The sequence below is a fragment of the Lysobacter sp. Root916 genome, from assembly GCF_001429785.1.
GTDB lineage: Bacteria > Pseudomonadota > Gammaproteobacteria > Xanthomonadales > Xanthomonadaceae > Lysobacter.
This window is the reverse complement of sequence record NZ_LMJF01000001.1, coordinates 1,282,781-1,299,709: the sequence shown is the minus strand read 5'-3', so window position 1 is coordinate 1,299,709 and position 16,929 is coordinate 1,282,781. Positions and strand designations below refer to the sequence as shown.

14 protein-coding genes are annotated in these 16,929 nt (G+C 68.7%); all 14 read left to right on the top strand.

Annotated elements, in window-relative coordinates:
• The first annotated feature begins 368 nt into the window (after positions 1–368).
• The 14 genes from hrcA to carB all read left to right on the top strand — a co-directional run bounded on the left by hrcA (position 369) and on the right by carB (position 16,853).
• Complete coding sequence (gene hrcA / locus ASE35_RS05905) at positions 369–1,418, top strand: heat-inducible transcriptional repressor HrcA (RefSeq protein WP_056174969.1); 1,050 nt, start codon at positions 369–371, stop codon at positions 1,416–1,418.
• Between the two features lie 664 nt (positions 1,419–2,082).
• On the top strand, positions 2,083–2,598 hold the full coding sequence (grpE, locus tag ASE35_RS05900; protein ID WP_056174966.1) for a nucleotide exchange factor GrpE: 516 nt from the start codon (positions 2,083–2,085) through the stop codon (positions 2,596–2,598).
• A 140-nt stretch (positions 2,599–2,738) separates the two neighbouring features.
• On the top strand, positions 2,739–4,652 hold the full coding sequence (gene dnaK, locus ASE35_RS05895) for a molecular chaperone DnaK (RefSeq protein WP_056174962.1): 1,914 nt from the start codon (positions 2,739–2,741) through the stop codon (positions 4,650–4,652).
• 127 nt (positions 4,653–4,779) lie between these two features.
• Positions 4,780–5,913, top strand: coding sequence for a molecular chaperone DnaJ (gene dnaJ, locus ASE35_RS05890; protein WP_057159423.1), 1,134 nt, complete (start codon positions 4,780–4,782; stop codon positions 5,911–5,913).
• A 205-nt stretch (positions 5,914–6,118) separates the two neighbouring features.
• Positions 6,119–8,014, top strand: a complete 1,896-nt coding sequence (locus ASE35_RS05885; RefSeq protein WP_057163215.1) for a DUF3857 and transglutaminase domain-containing protein — start codon at positions 6,119–6,121, stop codon at positions 8,012–8,014.
• A 48-nt stretch (positions 8,015–8,062) separates the two neighbouring features.
• Positions 8,063–8,395, top strand: coding sequence for a hypothetical protein (locus tag ASE35_RS05880; RefSeq protein WP_057163214.1), 333 nt, complete (start codon positions 8,063–8,065; stop codon positions 8,393–8,395).
• Between the two features lie 51 nt (positions 8,396–8,446).
• Positions 8,447–9,049, top strand: coding sequence for a hypothetical protein (locus tag ASE35_RS05875; protein ID WP_057163213.1), 603 nt, complete (start codon positions 8,447–8,449; stop codon positions 9,047–9,049).
• Positions 9,050–9,137: 88 nt separating this feature from the next.
• Entirely contained in the window at positions 9,138–9,599 is a 462-nt protein-coding gene (locus ASE35_RS05870) for a hypothetical protein (protein ID WP_057163212.1), read from the top strand.
• 58 nt (positions 9,600–9,657) lie between these two features.
• Positions 9,658–10,383, top strand: a complete 726-nt coding sequence (gene dapB / locus ASE35_RS05865; RefSeq protein WP_082576291.1) for a 4-hydroxy-tetrahydrodipicolinate reductase — start codon at positions 9,658–9,660, stop codon at positions 10,381–10,383.
• Positions 10,384–10,739: 356 nt separating this feature from the next.
• Positions 10,740–11,867 (top strand): glutamine-hydrolyzing carbamoyl-phosphate synthase small subunit, encoded by a 1,128-nt coding sequence (carA, locus tag ASE35_RS05860; RefSeq protein WP_057163211.1) that lies wholly within the window; start codon positions 10,740–10,742, stop codon positions 11,865–11,867.
• Positions 11,864–12,442: a hypothetical protein gene (locus tag ASE35_RS05855; protein WP_057163210.1), complete on the top strand. Its 579-nt coding sequence runs from the start codon at positions 11,864–11,866 to the stop codon at positions 12,440–12,442. Before carA ends, ASE35_RS05855 begins: the two co-directional genes overlap by 4 nt.
• Before the next feature lie 14 nt (positions 12,443–12,456).
• The gene (locus ASE35_RS05850; protein ID WP_057163437.1) at positions 12,457–12,900 is read left to right on the top strand and encodes a hypothetical protein; all 444 of its coding nucleotides are present in this window, start codon (positions 12,457–12,459) and stop codon (positions 12,898–12,900) included.
• Between the two features lie 49 nt (positions 12,901–12,949).
• Entirely contained in the window at positions 12,950–13,600 is a 651-nt protein-coding gene (locus tag ASE35_RS05845; RefSeq protein WP_057163209.1) for a hypothetical protein, read from the top strand.
• A 4-nt stretch (positions 13,601–13,604) separates the two neighbouring features.
• Entirely contained in the window at positions 13,605–16,853 is a 3,249-nt protein-coding gene (gene carB / locus ASE35_RS05840) for a carbamoyl-phosphate synthase large subunit (RefSeq protein WP_057159418.1), read from the top strand.
• Positions 16,854–16,929 lie beyond the last annotated feature (76 nt).

The following is a 16,929-nucleotide window of genomic DNA, read 5'->3' as shown; positions in this document are numbered from 1 at the left end:
AGGAGGGCGAGGAACGGGAGTTACGTCGCGGCTCGATGGCGCGGTCGCGAACTTGCGTCGCTCCTACAGGGGGACGTTGTGGGGAGCCCGCTGGCATCGATTTCAGGGTTTGAGCAAGGAGCGGGGGCGCATCATGGCTCGATGACGCGGTCGCGACTTGCGTCACTCCTACCGCAAACCCGACCGACCGACTGGCGGTGCGTGCAGGCACGCTTCCTGTGGGAGCGGCGTGAGCCGCGATTGCGTGGCTGCCAGGCCCCGCAGGCCAGCCAGCCGGGGGCGCTCTCACACGCGCCTCCGGCCGCATGAACGGCGCGCGCGCATCGCCGCGCTTGCGCCCACCGCCCGGCGCGCTTATATCGAAAGCGATGAATCGCCGTTCTTCCGACCTCAGCCTGGACCCGCGCGCGCGCCAGTTGTTGCGCACGCTGATCGGGCGCTACATCCACAGTGGCGAACCGGTGGGCTCGCAGACGCTGGCGCGCCATGCCGGCCTGGACGTGAGCGCGGCGACCATCCGCAACATCCTGTCCGACCTGGAGGACGCCGGCCTGCTCAGCGCGCCGCATACCTCGGCCGGACGCATCCCGACCGCGCAGGGCTATCGTTTGTTCGTGGATTCGCTGCTGCAGGTGCGGCCGCTGCCCGAGGGCGACCTGGCGCGCCTGCGCAACGAGCTGCCGACCGGTTCGGGCACCCAGGCCTTGCTCGGCAGCGCTTCGGAGCTGCTGTCGGCGATGACCCATTTCGTCGGCGTGGTCAGCGTGCCCAAGCGCGAGCAGTTCGCGTTCCGGCGCATCGATTTCGTCCCGCTGGACGCGCAGCGCGTGCTCGCGATCCTGGTGTTCGCCGATCACGACGTGCAGAACCGCATCATCCAGACCAAGCGGCCCTACGACGCCGGCGAGCTGGAACGGGTCGCCAACTACCTCAACAGCCATTTCGCCGGGCGCCCGGTCGCCGACATCCGCGCGACCCTGCTGCACGAGCTGCGCAGCGCGCAGTCGGAAATGGCCGCGTTGCTGGCGCAGTCGGTCGAGCTGGCCGAGCAGGCGCTGGCGCCGGACCGCGACGACGACATGGTGCTGGCCGGGCAGACCCGGCTGATGGGCGTGCAGGAGCTGTCCGACGTGGATCGCCTGCGCGAGCTGTTCGAGGCCTTCGCGCGCAAGCGCGAGATCCTGCAGCTGCTGGAGCGCACCATCCACGCCCCGGGCGTGCGCATCTTCATCGGCGAGGAAACCGGCCTGGCGCCGCTGGAAGGCGTGTCGCTGGTGACCGCGCCGTACACCGCCGGCGGCCAGGTACTGGGTGTATTGGGCGTGATCGGGCCGACCCGGATGGCCTACGACCGGGTGATCCCGGTGGTGCAGGCCGCGGCGGATGCCCTGGGGGATGCGTTCAAGCCCGAGGCTTGAGCGGGGGCGTGCGTCTGGGGATTTGGCCTTCTATCCGCGGGCGCGGGCCTTGGCTTTCTGTGGGAGCGGCGTGAGCCGCGATCGCGAAAGCCGTCGTGCTGCGGGTATTGGCTTCGGGTTTTTCTACCAGCCTCGGCGCGCCACCGCTTCGGCATCGCGGCTCACGCCGCTCCCACAGGAAGCAGGTGAGGCGAGGCGGGGTGGGCGTCGCCATTGGTGGCAATGGCCGCGACTCGCATCGCTGCTGCCCAAGGCCATCGCCGTCGCCGATCAGCCGCTTTGGGGTAGGAGCGGCGTGAGCCGCGATCCCCGAAGCCGAAGTCCGCCGATCACCGAGGTTCCAGCCGAAGCCGGGCCCGCGTCGGTCGCCGACTCCCGCGGTCGCGGCTTGCGCTGCTCCTATAGGGGATGGGCGGGGCGGCATCGTTGCCGGGGAGGCGTGGTCGCGGCTTGCGCCGCTCGCGCTCAATGATGCCGATGGCGGCGCGATAGCCCCTGCGGCTATGCCCATCGTCCCAAAAACGGTATCGAACCGCCCCGGTCGCCGCCGTTGCCGCACGATCGCCGCAGATGCCGGCACTTCTGTGCGGCGCGCACTTGAACGGTCCGGGCTTGGCCCCAATAGCTGCCCCTGTCGCGGATATACCGCCAGGACCAGCCCAGCATGAGCCACCACGATCCGAATACCGAACTCCACCCCGACGCGCAGGACCCGGCTTCCGCCGCCGCGCCGAACGAGGTCGAGACCCTGCGCGCCGAACTGGCCCAGGTCCGCGAGGACGCGCTGCGCGAGCGCGCCGAACTCGACAACCAACGCAAGCGCCTGGCGCGCGACATAGACACGGCGCGCAAGTTCGCCAACGAGCGCCTGCTCGGCGACCTGCTGCCGGTGATCGACAGCCTGGAAGCCGGCCTGGCCGCGGCCGGCGGCGACGCCAGCGCGCTGCGCGAGGGCATGGAACTGACCCTGCGCCAGCTGCTCAAGGTCGCCGGCGACAACGGCCTGATCGCGGTGGACCCCACCGGCCAGCCGTTCAACCCCGAACAGCACCAGGCCATGAGCATGGTTCCGGCCCCGGGCGTCGCCCCCAACCACGTGGTCCAGGTCTACCAGAAGGGCTGGCTGCTGAACGAGCGGCTGCTGCGCCCGGCCCTGGTCGTGGTCGCCCAGGACGCCTGAACCGTCGCCGGCGCGAGCGCGCCGGAGCGCGCGGGCGAGGGCGGGGGCGCTTGAACCGCCCGCGACCGGACCCCAAATAACGCACATCGGCGCCGCAACGGCAGCCGCAACATCTAAAGCATTCGAGAGGGAGCAACACCATGGGCAAGATCATCGGCATCGACCTGGGCACGACCAATTCCTGCGTCGCGATCATGGAAGGCGGCAACGTCAAGGTCATCGAGAACGCGGAAGGCGATCGCACCACGCCGTCCATCGTGGCCTTCACCAAGGACGGCGAAGTCCTGGTCGGCGCTTCGGCCAAGCGCCAGGCCGTCACCAATCCCAAGAACACCTTCTACGCGGTGAAGCGCCTGATCGGCCGCAAGTTCACCGACGCCGAAGTGCAGAAGGACCTGGACCTGGTGCCCTACGGCATCGCCCAGCACGACAACGGCGACGCCTGGGTGGCGACCGCCGACGGCAAGAAGATGGCGCCGCAGCAGATCTCGGCCGAAGTGCTGGCCAAGATGAAGAAGACCGCCGAGGCCTACCTGGGCGAGACCGTCACCGAGGCGGTCATCACCGTGCCGGCCTACTTCAACGACAGCCAGCGTCAGGCCACCAAGGACGCGGGCAAGATCGCCGGCCTGGAGGTCAAGCGCATCATCAACGAGCCGACCGCGGCGGCGTTGGCCTACGGCATGGACAAGAAGGGCGGCGATCGCAAGGTCGCGGTCTACGACCTGGGCGGCGGCACCTTCGACGTGTCGATCATCGAGATCGCCTCGGTCGACGGCGAAATGCAGGTCGAGGTGCTGGCCACCAACGGCGACACCTTCCTGGGCGGCGAAGACTTCGACAAGCGCGTCATCGACTACTTGGTCGAAGAGTTCCAGAAGGATCAGGGCATCGACCTGCGCAAGGATCCGCTGGCCCTGCAGCGTCTGAAGGACGCCGCCGAGCGCGCCAAGATCGAGCTGTCCAGCGCCCAGCAGACCGAAGTCAATCTGCCCTACGTGACCGCCGATGCCTCGGGCCCGAAGCACCTCAACATCAAGCTGACCCGCACCAAGCTGGAGTCGCTGGTCGAGGACCTGGTCAAGAAGACCATCGAACCCTGCCGCATCGCGCTCAACGACGCCGGCCTGCGCGCGGGCGACATCAGCGAAGTGATCCTGGTCGGCGGTCAGACCCGCATGCCCAAGGTCGCGCAGGCCGTGGCCGAGTTCTTCGGCAAGGAACCGCGCAAGGACGTCAACCCGGACGAAGCCGTGGCCGTCGGCGCGGCGATCCAGGGCGGCGTGCTGGCCGGCGAGGTCAAGGACGTGCTGCTGCTGGACGTGACCCCGCTGAGCCTGGGCATCGAAACCCTGGGCGGCGTGTTCACCAAGATCATCGAGAAGAACACCACGGTACCGACCAAGGCCTCGCAGACCTTCTCCACCGCCGAGGACAACCAGTCGGCCGTGACCGTGCACGTGCTGCAGGGCGAGCGCGAGCAGGCCCGCTACAACAAGTCGCTGGCGCGCTTCGACCTGTCCGGCATCGAGCCCTCGCCGCGCGGCATGCCGCAGGTCGAGGTGTCCTTCGACATCGACGCCAACGGCATCCTGCACGTGTCGGCCAAGGACAAGAAGACCGGCAAGGAACAGAAGGTCGAGATCAAGGCCGGTTCGGGCCTGTCCGAGGACGAGATCGCCAAGATGGTCGCGGACGCGGAAGCCAACCGCGAGGAAGACCAGAAGTTCCACGACCTGGTCCAGGCCCGCAACCAGGCCGACGGCCTGATCCACATGGCGCGCAGCACGATCAAGGAGCACGGTGAGAAGCTGCCGGGCGACGCGATCGGCCGCACCGAGGGCGCGATCGCCGAGCTCGAGACCGCGATGAAGGGCGACGACAAGGGCCAGATCGAGGCCAAGTCCAAGGCCCTGGAAGAGGCCGCGCAGGCCCTGTTCGCGGCGGTCCAGGCCCAGCAGCCGGGCGCGGACGCGGGCGGCAACGCCGGCGCCAAGTCCGACGACGTGGTCGACGCCGAGTTCACCGAGGTCAAGGACGATCAGAAGCCGTGATTCGGGATTAGGGATTAGAGATTGGAAGGAGCGGGTTTTCCCGCTCCTTTCGCTATTCTCCCACCGGTTCCGTCCCTGAGTTTTGCGCCGTAACGAATCACGAATCCCGAATCACGAATCCCGGCCCATGAGCAAACGCGACTATTACGAAGTGCTGGGCGTGGCCCGCAACGCCAGCGACGACGACCTGAAGAAGGCCTATCGGCGCTGCGCGATGAAGCACCATCCCGACCGCAACCCCGGCGACAACGCCGCCGAGGCGGCGTTCAAGGAGTGCAAGGAGGCCTACGAGGTGCTGTCCGACGCCAATCGTCGGCGCGCCTACGACCAGCACGGCCACGCCGCCTTCGAGCACGGCATGGGCGGCGGTGGCGGCGGCGGTGGGCCCGGCTACGCCGACATGGGCGATATTTTCGGCGACATCTTCGGCAACATCTTCGGCGGCGGTGGCGGCCAGCGCGGTCCGCGCCGCGGCGCCGATATCGGCTATGTGATGGAGCTGTCGCTGGAAGAGGCGGTCGGCGGCCTGGACAAGCAGATCGAAATCCCGACCCTGGACGAATGCGACACCTGCAACGGCTCGGGTTCGGCCGACGGCAAGCTGGAAACCTGCACCACCTGCAGCGGCCGCGGCCAGGTCCGGTTCCAGCGCGGCATCTTCTCGATGCAGCAAGCCTGCCCGCATTGCGGCGGCCGTGGCCAGACCATCGCCGATCCCTGCAAGGACTGCCACGGCCAGGGCCGGGTGGAACGCACCAAGACCCTGCAGGTCAAGATTCCGGCCGGCGTCGACAACGGCGACCGCATCCGCCTGACCGGCGAGGGCGAGGCCGGCCCGGCCGGTTCGCCGCCGGGCGATCTGTACGTGGAAGTGCGCGTGCGCGAGCACGATATCTTCCAGCGCGACGGCGACGACCTGCACTGCGAGGTGCCGATCCGCATTTCCCAGGCCGCGCTGGGCGATACGATCCGCGTGCCCACGCTGGGCGGCGAGGTCGAGCTGCGGATTCCGTTCGAGACCCAGAGCGGCAAGCTGTTCCGCCTGCGCGACAAGGGCGTGAAGTCGGTGCGCAGCCGCAAGCCGGGCGATCTGTATTGTCGGGTGGTGGTGGAAACCCCGGTCAATCTGACCGTCGAACAGCGCGAGTTGCTGGAAAAGTTCGAAGCGACCTTCATCGGCGAGGGGGCGCGCAAGCATTCGCCGCGTTCCTCGACCTTCCTCGACGGGGTCAAGGGTTTCTGGGACCGGATGACGTCCTGAGCCCGAGGCATAGCCAAATCCGAAGGGGGCTGCGGCCCCCTTTTTCGTGCCCGTTGTGTGCCGCCGCCGGCTTGCGCTGGAACGGTCTTAGCGGCGCTCGCGCGATGTGATAGAACGTCTCGCATCCGGTGTACGGCCGGTTCAGGACGGCGCCCCGCGAGCCTATGCGCGGCGCTCGTCGCCCACGTAGCGACAGGGGGAAGGGATGCGTATCGCAACACTGCGGCTGTGCGCCGCGATCGGCATTGCGCTGGCGGCTACGGCCGCGGCGGCGCAGAACGCCACGCCGGCGACGGCGCCCGCCGCCTCCGAGGATCCGGTGCGCAGCGAACGCGCGCACGTGACCTACACCGTGCAGCCCGACGGCAGCTACGTCGAACAGCACGAGACCGAACTCAAGGTGCTGGACGAACGCGCGGTCGAATACGCCAAGCGCGAGTCGATCAGCTACAGCGCCAGCATTCAGCGGTTCGAGGTGATCGAGGCCTATACGCGCAAGGCCGACGGCCGCCGCATCGAGGTGCCCAAGTCCAACTATCAGGTCGAGACCAACGACGGCCGCGAAGGCGGCGGTGCGGCGTTCTCCGACATCGCCACCACCAGCCTGATCTTCCCCGATGTCGCCGCCGGCGACACCGTGGTGCTGTCCTATCGCCTGATCGGCAAGCAGCCGATGTTCGACCGCCAGTTCTCCGAACTCGACAGCTTCAGCAATCACCGCTACGCGGGCGACGTGCGCATCAAGATCGACGCGCCGGCGGCGATGTGGGCCCAGCACAAGGCCTGGGGCGCGTTGAAGCAGGTACGCGACGAGACCGTCGGCGACCGTCGTATCGTCGAGTGGAGCTATCAGAACCGTGCCCCGGCCAAGAGCAAGCGCACGGACTACTCGGTCTACCAGGTCGAGGATTTCCCGGGCTTCGCCTATTCGACCTTTCGCAGCTACGGCGACATCGCCCGCGTCTACGGCGAGCGCGCGCTGCCCAAGGCGGTGCCCACGGCGCGCGCGCGCAAGCTGGCCGACGAGATCGCGGCCGGCAAGACCGCGCCGCGCGAGGTCGCGCGCGCCCTGTACGAATGGGTGTCGACCAACATCCACTATGGCGGCAACTGCATCGGTCTGGGCGCGGTGGTGCCGCGCGACCAGGACTTCGTGCTCGACAACCGCCTGGGCGACTGCAAGGACCACGCCACCCTGCTGCAGGCGCTGCTGGCGGCCAAGGGCATCGAGGCCAGCCAGGCCCTGGTCAACGCCGGCAACGTCTACCGCCTGCCGGAGATTCCGGTCGCCTCCAGCGTCAACCACGTGATCAATTACCTGCCCGGGCTGGATCTGTACCTGGACGCCACCGCCAAGGGCATCCCGTTCGGCGACCTGCCGCCGAACGTGGCCGGCAAGCCGGTGCTGCGCGTCGACCAGCCCGAATTGAAGGCGCACACGCCGGCCTATCGTTCCGAGCGCAACCGCCAGCGCATGACCACCCATCTGACCGTGAGCGAGGACGGCTCGGTCAAGGGCAAGGTCGCGGTGGAGGTGTCGGGTTTCCCGGCGGTCTCCTTGCGCGGCGCGCTGCGCGAGATGACCCAGGAGCAGGCCCGGGACCTGGTCAAGAACTACTTCCAGTCCAGCGGCCTGGTCGCGCAGGGCAGCTTCCGCCAGGACGATCCCAAGCCCCTGATCGACAGCCAGAACTACGACGCCCAATTCGAGGTCGCGCAGATGCTGCCGGTGCCGGGCGCGATCCCGCTGCGGCCGATGTTCATGAACCCGCAGCCGGTCGCGAGCTTCGTCTCAAGCGCCAACGAAGACCTCAGCGCGGAGGGCGAAACCGCCTGCACCGGCGGGCGCTCCGAGGAGATCTACCGCATCGAGTTTCCGGCCAGCATGAAGGTGATCGCGGTGCCCACCAATCTGTCGATCGAATCCGGCGGCCTGCGCTACCACGCCACCTACAGCCTCAAGGGCAATGTGCTCGAGGCCAGCCGGGTGTTCGAGGACGGCACGCCCGGCCCGCTGTGCACGCCCGAGTACAACCGCGCTTTCCAGGCCTTCGCCAAGAAGGTGCTGCCGAACCTGAAGTCGCAGGTGGTGTACCAGTAGGCGGGCAGGGCATGCGCTGCGCGACACAGCCGATGGCGGAACGGACGCATGCCGACGCCTGTGCATGAGCTGGTGCTGACGCCGGGCCGCCACGCTTGCGGCCTGCAGGCGGGCGCCAGCCGCCTGTTCAACGTGCTGGGCATCGCCCGCCAGCGTCTGATCGAGCGTCATGGGCCGAACCAGTCCTACGATTTCTACTGGGAAGGCCAGCGCGACGGCGTGGTCTGCCGGGTGCGCGGCAGCGAATGGGATCCGCAACTGCCGCAGGCCCGCTTCCACGTCGAACTCAGCCGCGCCGCCGCGGCCGCGGCGATGCTGCAACGTCTGCACGAGTACGCCGCGCAGCAGGGTTGGGGTTCGGCCGAGGTCGCCGACGCATGAGGCGGACCGGCCTGTCCACGCTGCGCGCCGCTCCCGCCGCCGGGAGGCCGCATGCCGCCTAGCTATGCCGCGATCCGGCCCTTGCTGGCGCCCTGGGGCGAGTTGCGCGCGCAGCCGGCATCGGACTGGCAGGGCGAGTTCGCGCTGCCGCCGGCCTTGCTGGACTTCTATCGCGAGGTCGGCCCCTGGGGCGGCGTCCGCCACGCGTCGGTCGGCCCGCTCGGTCTGGATCTGGCCTGCGGCGGCAATCCGGTGTCGATCCCGCCGCTGCAGAACCTATGGGCGCGCCAGGCCGGCTATCGCTGGCATGGGCTCAGCGGCGAGCGCCTGCGCGGCTGGAAGGACGAATGGCTGGTGGTGGCGATGGAGGGCAGCCATCCCTTCATCTACGACCTGATCAGCGGTGCGGTGTCGTTCGACCTGGCCGGCGGCGACTGGAACCCGCGCCCGATCGCCGACGATCTGGCCACCGCGTTCGGCGCGCTGGCGACCGTGGCCAACACCTACGCCGCGCTGGGCGAGTCGGCACTGGACGAGGATTACGAGTTGCGGCCGCAGGCGCGCACGAGCGTGCGCGACGCGCTGGCCGAGTTCCTGGGGCAGGGGCCCGCTCAAGCCGATGCGCTGCTGCATGCGTGGCGCTGGTATGAATGAGCGTGCGCGGTCGTTCGCGCCGTGGGCGTCCAGGCCAGACCCGCGTGTGCGCGTCGCGTGGCGATCGTTACCCCAATCAGGACGCTTTATGAAACGGACACTGGCGCTCATCGCCGCCTACGCGCTCGCTGCGCCCGCGCACGCGGCCTGCCTGGGCGAGACGCCGTTGGCCGCCGCGCAGGCCTGGTTTCGGCATCACTACACGTTCTGGAACGAGCCGCCGGCGGCCCTGGGCGACGCCTTCGCGCCGCCCTTGCTGCGGCTGCTGGAACGCGAGCAGGCCTGCAAAGTCGAGGGCGTGTGCGCGATCGACGCCGATCCCTGGCTGGACGCGCAAGACGGCGAGGCCCGCGACCCGGAGTACTTCGTCGAAGCCGAGGACGTGGTGCGGTTGCGTTACCGCTTCGTGCTCGACGAGCGCATGCCGACGCAGTCGCGCGAGCTGCGCTTGCGCTTCAGCGGCGCGGACCGCTGCTGGCGCGCGGCCGATCTGGTCGGTCCCGACGGCCGTTCCTTGCTGCGCACGCTGACGTCCTATTACGACGAGTAGGGCGGCGCGCCGTCGTCGCCGCTTGTCGAAACTCCGGCCCAGCCGGTAGCCTGCCGGCATGAACGATATCCCCCGACTCCTGATCCACGGCGCCTCCGGGCGCATGGGGCTGGCGCTGCTGCGTCTGGCCGCGGCCCGCGACGATCTCAGCGTGGTGGCCGCGGTCTCGCGCAAATCGCCGGCGCAGCGCGTGGTCGACGGCGTGCCGCAGTTCGCCGCCAGCGAATTGAGCGGCGTGCCCGAGTTCGACGTCGCCATCGATTTCAGCCTGCCGGAGGGTTTCGACCCGGTGCTGGCGCTGTGCGCCGAACGCGGCCGCGCCCTGGTTTCGGGCACCACCGGCCTGTCCTCGGAGCAGAACCGCGCGATCGAGGCCGCCTCGGCGCGCATCGCGATCGTGTGGGCGGCCAATTACAGCCTGGGCGTGGCGGTGCTGACCGAACTGGTGCGGCGCGCCTCGGCCGCCTTGCCGAGTTGGGACTGCGACATCGTCGAGGCCCACCACACCCGCAAGCTGGACGCGCCTTCGGGCACGGCCCTGCACCTGGGCCAGGCGGTCGCGATCGGCAGCGGCCGCGACCCGCACTACGCCAGCCTGCGCGCGGGCGACATCGTCGGCGAGCACACGGTGCAGTTCGCCAGCGCCGGCGAGCGCCTGGAGCTGATCCACCGCGCGACCAACCGCGACATCTTCGCGCGCGGTGCGCTGGAGGCGGCGTTGAAGGTGGCGCGCCAAGGCCCGGGCCGCTACGGCCTGGCCGAGCTGATGTTCCCGAATCTGTGAGCCGCTGAGCGCGCAGCTCAGGCCCCGGCGGGCGCCGCCCGTATCCAGCCTGCGGCCCGATGGGGCGAAGTAGGCTCCGCGTAGCGCCACGGACCGGGCGCCGCGCCGGTTTGCCGATCCGGGCCGCAGCGGCCGCGCCGCCACGGCGAAGGTGAACAGCCGGTTTGCGGGCGCGTGGGCGCCGCTTCGAAGGGGCCTGCGCGGCTGGCGTTCGGCAGCCCGCGTCGGTACAATTCTCGCTCGCCTGAACCCCGCCCGCCGGACCGGTCCCGCACCGCGTCCGTGTTTTGCTGCAAGCCGGTTTTGCCGGTGCGCGCTGGACGGGGTCAGTATCCTCGGCAGCCAAGGCGACCCCCGTGACCCAACCCGCAATCCTCGCTCTCGAAGACGGCACCGTATTCGAGGGCGTTTCCGTAGGCGCGCCCGGCCTCAGCGTCGGCGAAGTCGTCTTCAATACCGCCATTACCGGTTACCAGGAAATCCTCACCGACCCGTCCTACGCGCGCCAACTGGTCACGCTGACCTATCCGCACGTGGGCAACACCGGCTGCACCGACCAGGACGACGAAGCCGGCCAGGTCTGGGCCTCGGGCCTGATCGTGCGCGACGTGCCGCGCCGCCCCAGCAACTGGCGCAGCCAGATCGCGTTGCCGCAGTGGCTGGCCGAGCGCGGCGTGGTCGCGATCGCCGACATCGACACCCGCCAGCTGACCCGCTTGCTGCGCGATCGCGGCGCCCAGAACGGCGCGCTGATGGCGGGCGAGGGCATCGACGCGGCCAAGGCCATCGAGGCCGCGCGCAAGTTCCCGGGCCTGAAGGGCATGGACCTGGCCAAGGAAGTCAGCACGCGCGAGCGTTACGAGTGGCGCGACGGCCAGCTCGATCTGGACGCCAACGCCTTCGTCCAGGCGGAACCGCGTTTCCACGTGGTCGCCTACGACTTCGGCGTCAAGCGCAACATCCTGCGCATGCTGGCCGAGCGCGGCTGCCGGGTGACGGTGGTGCCGGCGCAGACCTCGGCCGCCGAGGTGCTGGCGCTGAATCCGGACGGCGTGTTCCTGTCCAACGGCCCCGGCGATCCGGAGCCCTGCGACTACGCGATCGCCGCGATCCGCGAATTCCTGGCGCGCAAGCTGCCGACCTTCGGCATCTGCCTGGGCCACCAGCTGCTGGGCCTGGCCGCGGGCGCCAAGACGCTGAAGATGAAGTTCGGCCACCACGGCGCCAACCATCCGGTCCAGGACCTGGACAGCGGCCGCGTCATGATCACCTCGCAGAACCACGGCTTCGCTGTCGACGAGGCCACGCTGCCCGCCAACGTGCGAGTGATCCACCGCTCACTGTTCGATGGCAGCAACCAGGGCATCGAGCTCAGCGACGCGCCGGCTTTCAGCTTCCAGGGCCACCCGGAAGCCAGCCCCGGCCCGCACGATGTCGCGCCCTTGTTCGACCGTTTCGTCGCCAGCATGGAGTCGGCACGATGAAGTTCCACGCGTTCGCCGCCGTCCTGGCCGCGGGTCTGGCCTGGTCGGCCCCGGCCGCCGCGGCCGCGCCCACCGATGCCGAAGTCGCCCAGATCCAGCAGTTGCTGGGCTTCGATGTCGCGATCGAGCGCGTGATCGCCGGCAAGATCGACAACGCCGAAGAGTTCAAGGTCTTCAACGACAGCCAACGCGGCTGCATCAAGGGCGAGCTGCTGCCGGAATTCCGCAGCAGCATGGTCGACGCCTTCCGCCAGCTGTTCGGCGACGGCGAGACCATCGCCGCCTGGACCCGTTTCGGCCAGACCAAGGGCGGCGCCAAGTTCGTCGCCGGCATGCGCGAGCAGGTCAAGGGCAACATCGACAACGCCGTCGACGGCGCGCCCAAGGCCGAGGCGGTCGAATTCTTCAAGGGCATGCAGGCCGACGAGCTGATGGAGGTCATGGAGTTCATGCAGAGCCCGGCCGCCAAGGTGCTGGAACGCGAATTCCCCGACACCGACGTCAGCCCGGAACAGCTGCAGAAGCTCAGCGAGCGCGTGTCCAAGCGCTGCGGCATCGAGATGCCCAAGGCCTGATGAGCGCCGCCACGATCCAGGCCGCGACCGCAGCGCGCAAGCCCGCGCGCCGCTGGCGTCGTTGGCTGATCGCCGGCGCCGTGGTCGCGGCCTATCCGGCCTTCGTCCTGATCGTGGTGTATTCGCAGTTCTTCGCCGCCGGCCTGCCGGGCGGCCGTAACGGCCCCGCCGACGCCTACCGGCACACGTTGGCCAGCGCCGTGGTCGCCTACACCACCTCGCCGCGCATCGTGGACTGGGTCACCCGTGTCATGGAGCGCGACGGGCAGGGCAACCGCAGCCGCGCCATGGACGCGCACAACAACCGCATCGGCGCGCGCATCGGCCGCGACGCCGACAGCTGGCAGGCGATGAACCTGAGCGTGCGCGACGCCGTGCGCGCCGGCGCGATCGACGCCACCGGCAACCAGCAGATCACCTGGTTGCCCCCGGGCGACTGGCAGGACCGCTTGTACTGACATGCAACACACCACACCACCCGCGACGCGCACTCAACGGAGACAAGGAATGACCCTGCAAGCTCGCTGCAATGCCGTCGTCGCCGCCACTTTGCTGGCGCTGCTTCCTATCGTCGCCAGCGCCCAGAACGCGCAGGCCCAGGCCGACAAGCTGGCCGACGTGATGATGCAGATGCTGCCGTTCGGCAAGATCCTCGACGATGCCGCCGCCGGCGACCCCGAGTGGCCGCTGCAAGGCAAGGCCGACAAGGTCGAGCCGGCCAAGCTGAGCTGCCTGCGTAACGAGCTGTCCACCGACGGCTATCGCCGCAGTAAGCGCGCCCAGGCCCTGGAGTACGTCAAGGCCAATCCCGGCCGCGCCGACGCCGACCTGGCCCTGCTCAACGGCGGCGCCGCCAGCGTGTTCTCCGATTTCATCAATGCCGGGGTCAATGAAGCCCAGACCGGCAAGAAGGTCGAAACGACCGAAGTGATGAAGAAGATGAAGGCCGATCAGATGCTGTCCTTCATCGATTTCATCACCGAGCCCAAGCACGCGCCGCTGCGCGAGCTGGTCGGCATCGGCGAAGCCTTCGATCCCTCCAAGACGGCGCAGGAGAACAGCGACGCCGGCAAGAGCATCGGCACCCGTCTGGTGCTGAAGCTGATGCTCGGCGCGATGACCACTTGCGACGTACCGCCTTCCACGATCCTCGAGTGACACAATGCCCAAGCGCACCGACATCAAAACCGTCCTGATCATCGGCGCCGGGCCGATCGTGATCGGTCAGGCCTGCGAATTCGACTACTCGGGCGCGCAAGCCTGCAAGGCGCTGCGCGACGAGGGTTATCGCGTGGTGCTGGTGAACAGCAATCCGGCCACCATCATGACCGACCCGAACATGGCCGACGCCGTGTACATCGAGCCGATCAACTGGCAGACGGTCGAGAAGATCATCGCCAAGGAAAAGCCCGACGCGCTGCTGCCGACCATGGGCGGCCAGACCGCGCTGAACTGCGCGCTGGACCTGGCCGACAACGGCGTGCTGGAGAAGTACAACGTCGAGCTGATCGGCGCCAAGCGCGAAGCCATCCGCATGGCCGAGGACCGCGAGCTGTTCCGCGTGGCGATGGCCGAGATCGGCCTGGAATGCCCCAAGGCCGAAGTCGCGCGCAGCTTCGAGCAGGCGGTCGATATCCAGACCCGGGTCGGCTACCCGACCATCATCCGTCCCAGCTTCACCCTGGGCGGCAGCGGCGGCGGCATCGCCTACAACAAGGAAGAGTTCGAGGATATCGCCAAGCGCGGCCTCGAGCTGTCGCCGGTGCACGAGATCCTGGTCGAGGAGTCGGTGCTGGGCTGGAAGGAGTTCGAGATGGAAGTGGTCCGCGACACCGCGGACAACTGCATCATCGTGTGCTCGATCGAGAACTTCGACGCCATGGGCGTGCACACCGGCGACTCGATCACGGTCGCGCCGGCGCAGACCCTGACCGACAAGGAATACCAGCGCCTGCGCGATGCCTCGATCGCGGTGCTGCGCAAGATCGGCGTCGACACCGGCGGCTCCAACGTGCAGTTCGGCATCAACGCCCAGAACGGTCGCGTGGTCGTGATCGAGATGAACCCGCGCGTGTCGCGTTCCTCTGCGCTGGCCTCCAAGGCCACCGGCTTCCCGATCGCCAAGATCGCCGCCAAGCTGGCGATCGGTTACACCCTGGACGAACTGCGCAACGAGATCACCGGCGGCGCCACCCCGGCCTCGTTCGAGCCGACCATCGATTACGTGGTCACCAAGATTCCGCGCTTCGCCTTCGAGAAGTTCCCGCAGGCCGACGCGCGCCTGACCACGCAGATGAAGTCGGTCGGTGAAGTCATGGCGATGGGCCGGACCTTCCAGGAATCGCTGCACAAGGCCCTGCGCGGTCTGGAGACCGGCAAGGTCGGCCTCGACCCGACCGGCCTGGACCTGTCCAGCGACACCGACATGGCCAAGCTGCGCCGCGAGCTGAAGGAGCCGGGCCCGGAGCGCATGTTCCATATCGGCGACGCCTTCCGCGCCGGCATGAGCGTGGAGGACGTGCACGCGCTGTCCTTCGTCGATCCCTGGTTCCTGGACCAGATCGAGGAACTGATCGCCGCCGAACGCAAGCTCGCCGAGGCCGGCCTGGCTTCGCTGGACAAGGCCCGCATGCGCGCGCTCAAGCGCATGGGCTTCTCCGATGCGCGCATCGCTCAGCTCACCGGCACCGACGAGACCGCCGTGCGCACCCTGCGCCGCGCCTTCGGCGTGCGCCCGGTGTACAAGCGCGTGGACTCCTGCGCGGCCGAGTTCGCCACCACCACCGCCTACATGTACTCGACCTACGAGGACGAGTGCGAGGCCCAGCCGACCAACCGTGACAAGATCATCGTGCTCGGCGGCGGCCCCAACCGCATCGGCCAGGGCATCGAGTTCGACTACTGCTGCGTGCATGCCGCGCTCGCCCTGCGCGAGGACGGCTATGAAACCATCATGGTCAACTGCAACCCGGAAACGGTCTCGACCGACTACGACACCTCCGACCGCCTGTACTTCGAGCCGCTGACGCTGGAAGACGTGCTGGAGATCGCCGACCTCGAGAAGCCCAAGGGCGTGATCGTGCAGTACGGCGGCCAGACCCCGCTGAAGCTGGCGCGCGCGCTGGAAGCCAACGGCGTGCCGATCATCGGCACCAGCCCGGACAGCATCGATCTTGCCGAGGACCGCGAGCGCTTCCAGCAGCTGGTCCAGGAGCTGGGCCTGGCGCAGCCGATCAACCGTACCGCGCGCAATCCCGAGGAAGCGCTGTTGCTGGCCGGCCAGATCGGCTATCCGATGGTGGTGCGCCCGAGCTACGTGCTGGGCGGCCGCGCCATGGAAATCGTCTATTCCGACGCCGACCTCACCCGCTACATCCGCGACGCGGTCAAGGTTTCCAACGACTCGCCGGTGCTGCTGGACCGCTTCCTCGACAACGCCGTCGAGGTCGACGTCGACATCATCGCCGACCGCGAAGGCCACGTGCTGATCGGCGGCGTGATGGAGCACATCGAAGAGGCCGGCGTGCACTCCGGCGACTCCTCCTGCTCGTTGCCGCCGTATTCGCTGTCGCCGGCGACCCAGGACGAGCTGCGCAAGCAGGTCGTGGCGCTGGCCAAGTCGCTCAAGGTCGTGGGCCTGATGAACACCCAGTTCGCGATCCAGACCGACGCCGAAGGCCGCGACACCATCTTCCTGATCGAAGTGAACCCGCGCGCCTCGCGCACGGTGCCGTTCGTGTCCAAGGCCACCGGCATGCCGCTGGCCAAGATCGCCGCGCGCTGCATGGTCGGCCAGACCCTGGCTTCGCAGGGCGCGCTGGAAGAGATCGTGCCGGACTACTACTCGGTCAAGGAAGCGATCTTCCCGTTCGCCAAGTTCCAGGGCGTGGACCCGATCCTCGGGCCGGAGATGCGCTCCACCGGCGAGGTCATGGGCGTGGGCAAGAACTTCGGCGCGGCCATGGCGCGCGCCCAGGAAGCCGGCGGCATCAAGGCGCCGCCGGTGGGCAAGGTGTTCGTCTCGGTGCGCGATCCGGACAAGCAGCGCGTGCTGACGGTGGCGCAGGAACTGGTGCGCCGCGGCTATACCCTGGTCGCCACCAGCGGCACCCAGGCCTTCCTCAGCGGCCACGGCGTGGCCTGCGAAGTGGTCAACAAGGTCACCGAGGGCCGCCCGCACGTGGTCGACCTGATCAAGAACGGCGAGATCGTCTACATCATCAACACCACCGAAGGCCGCCAGGCCATCTCGGACTCGTTCTCGATCCGCCGCGAGGCGCTGCAGGCGCGCATCACGTATTCGACCACGGTGTCCGGCGCGCGCGCGCTGGTGAACTCGCTGGACTACCGCGGCCAGGGCCCGGTGTGGTCGCTGCAGGAGCTGCACGCGCAGATCCAGGGCGCGGCCTGAGCCGGCACGGGACGCGGAACCGCTCCGCGTCCCGGCGGCCCGTGCGCCGAGCGCGGGTTTCGCGCCCGATTTCGAG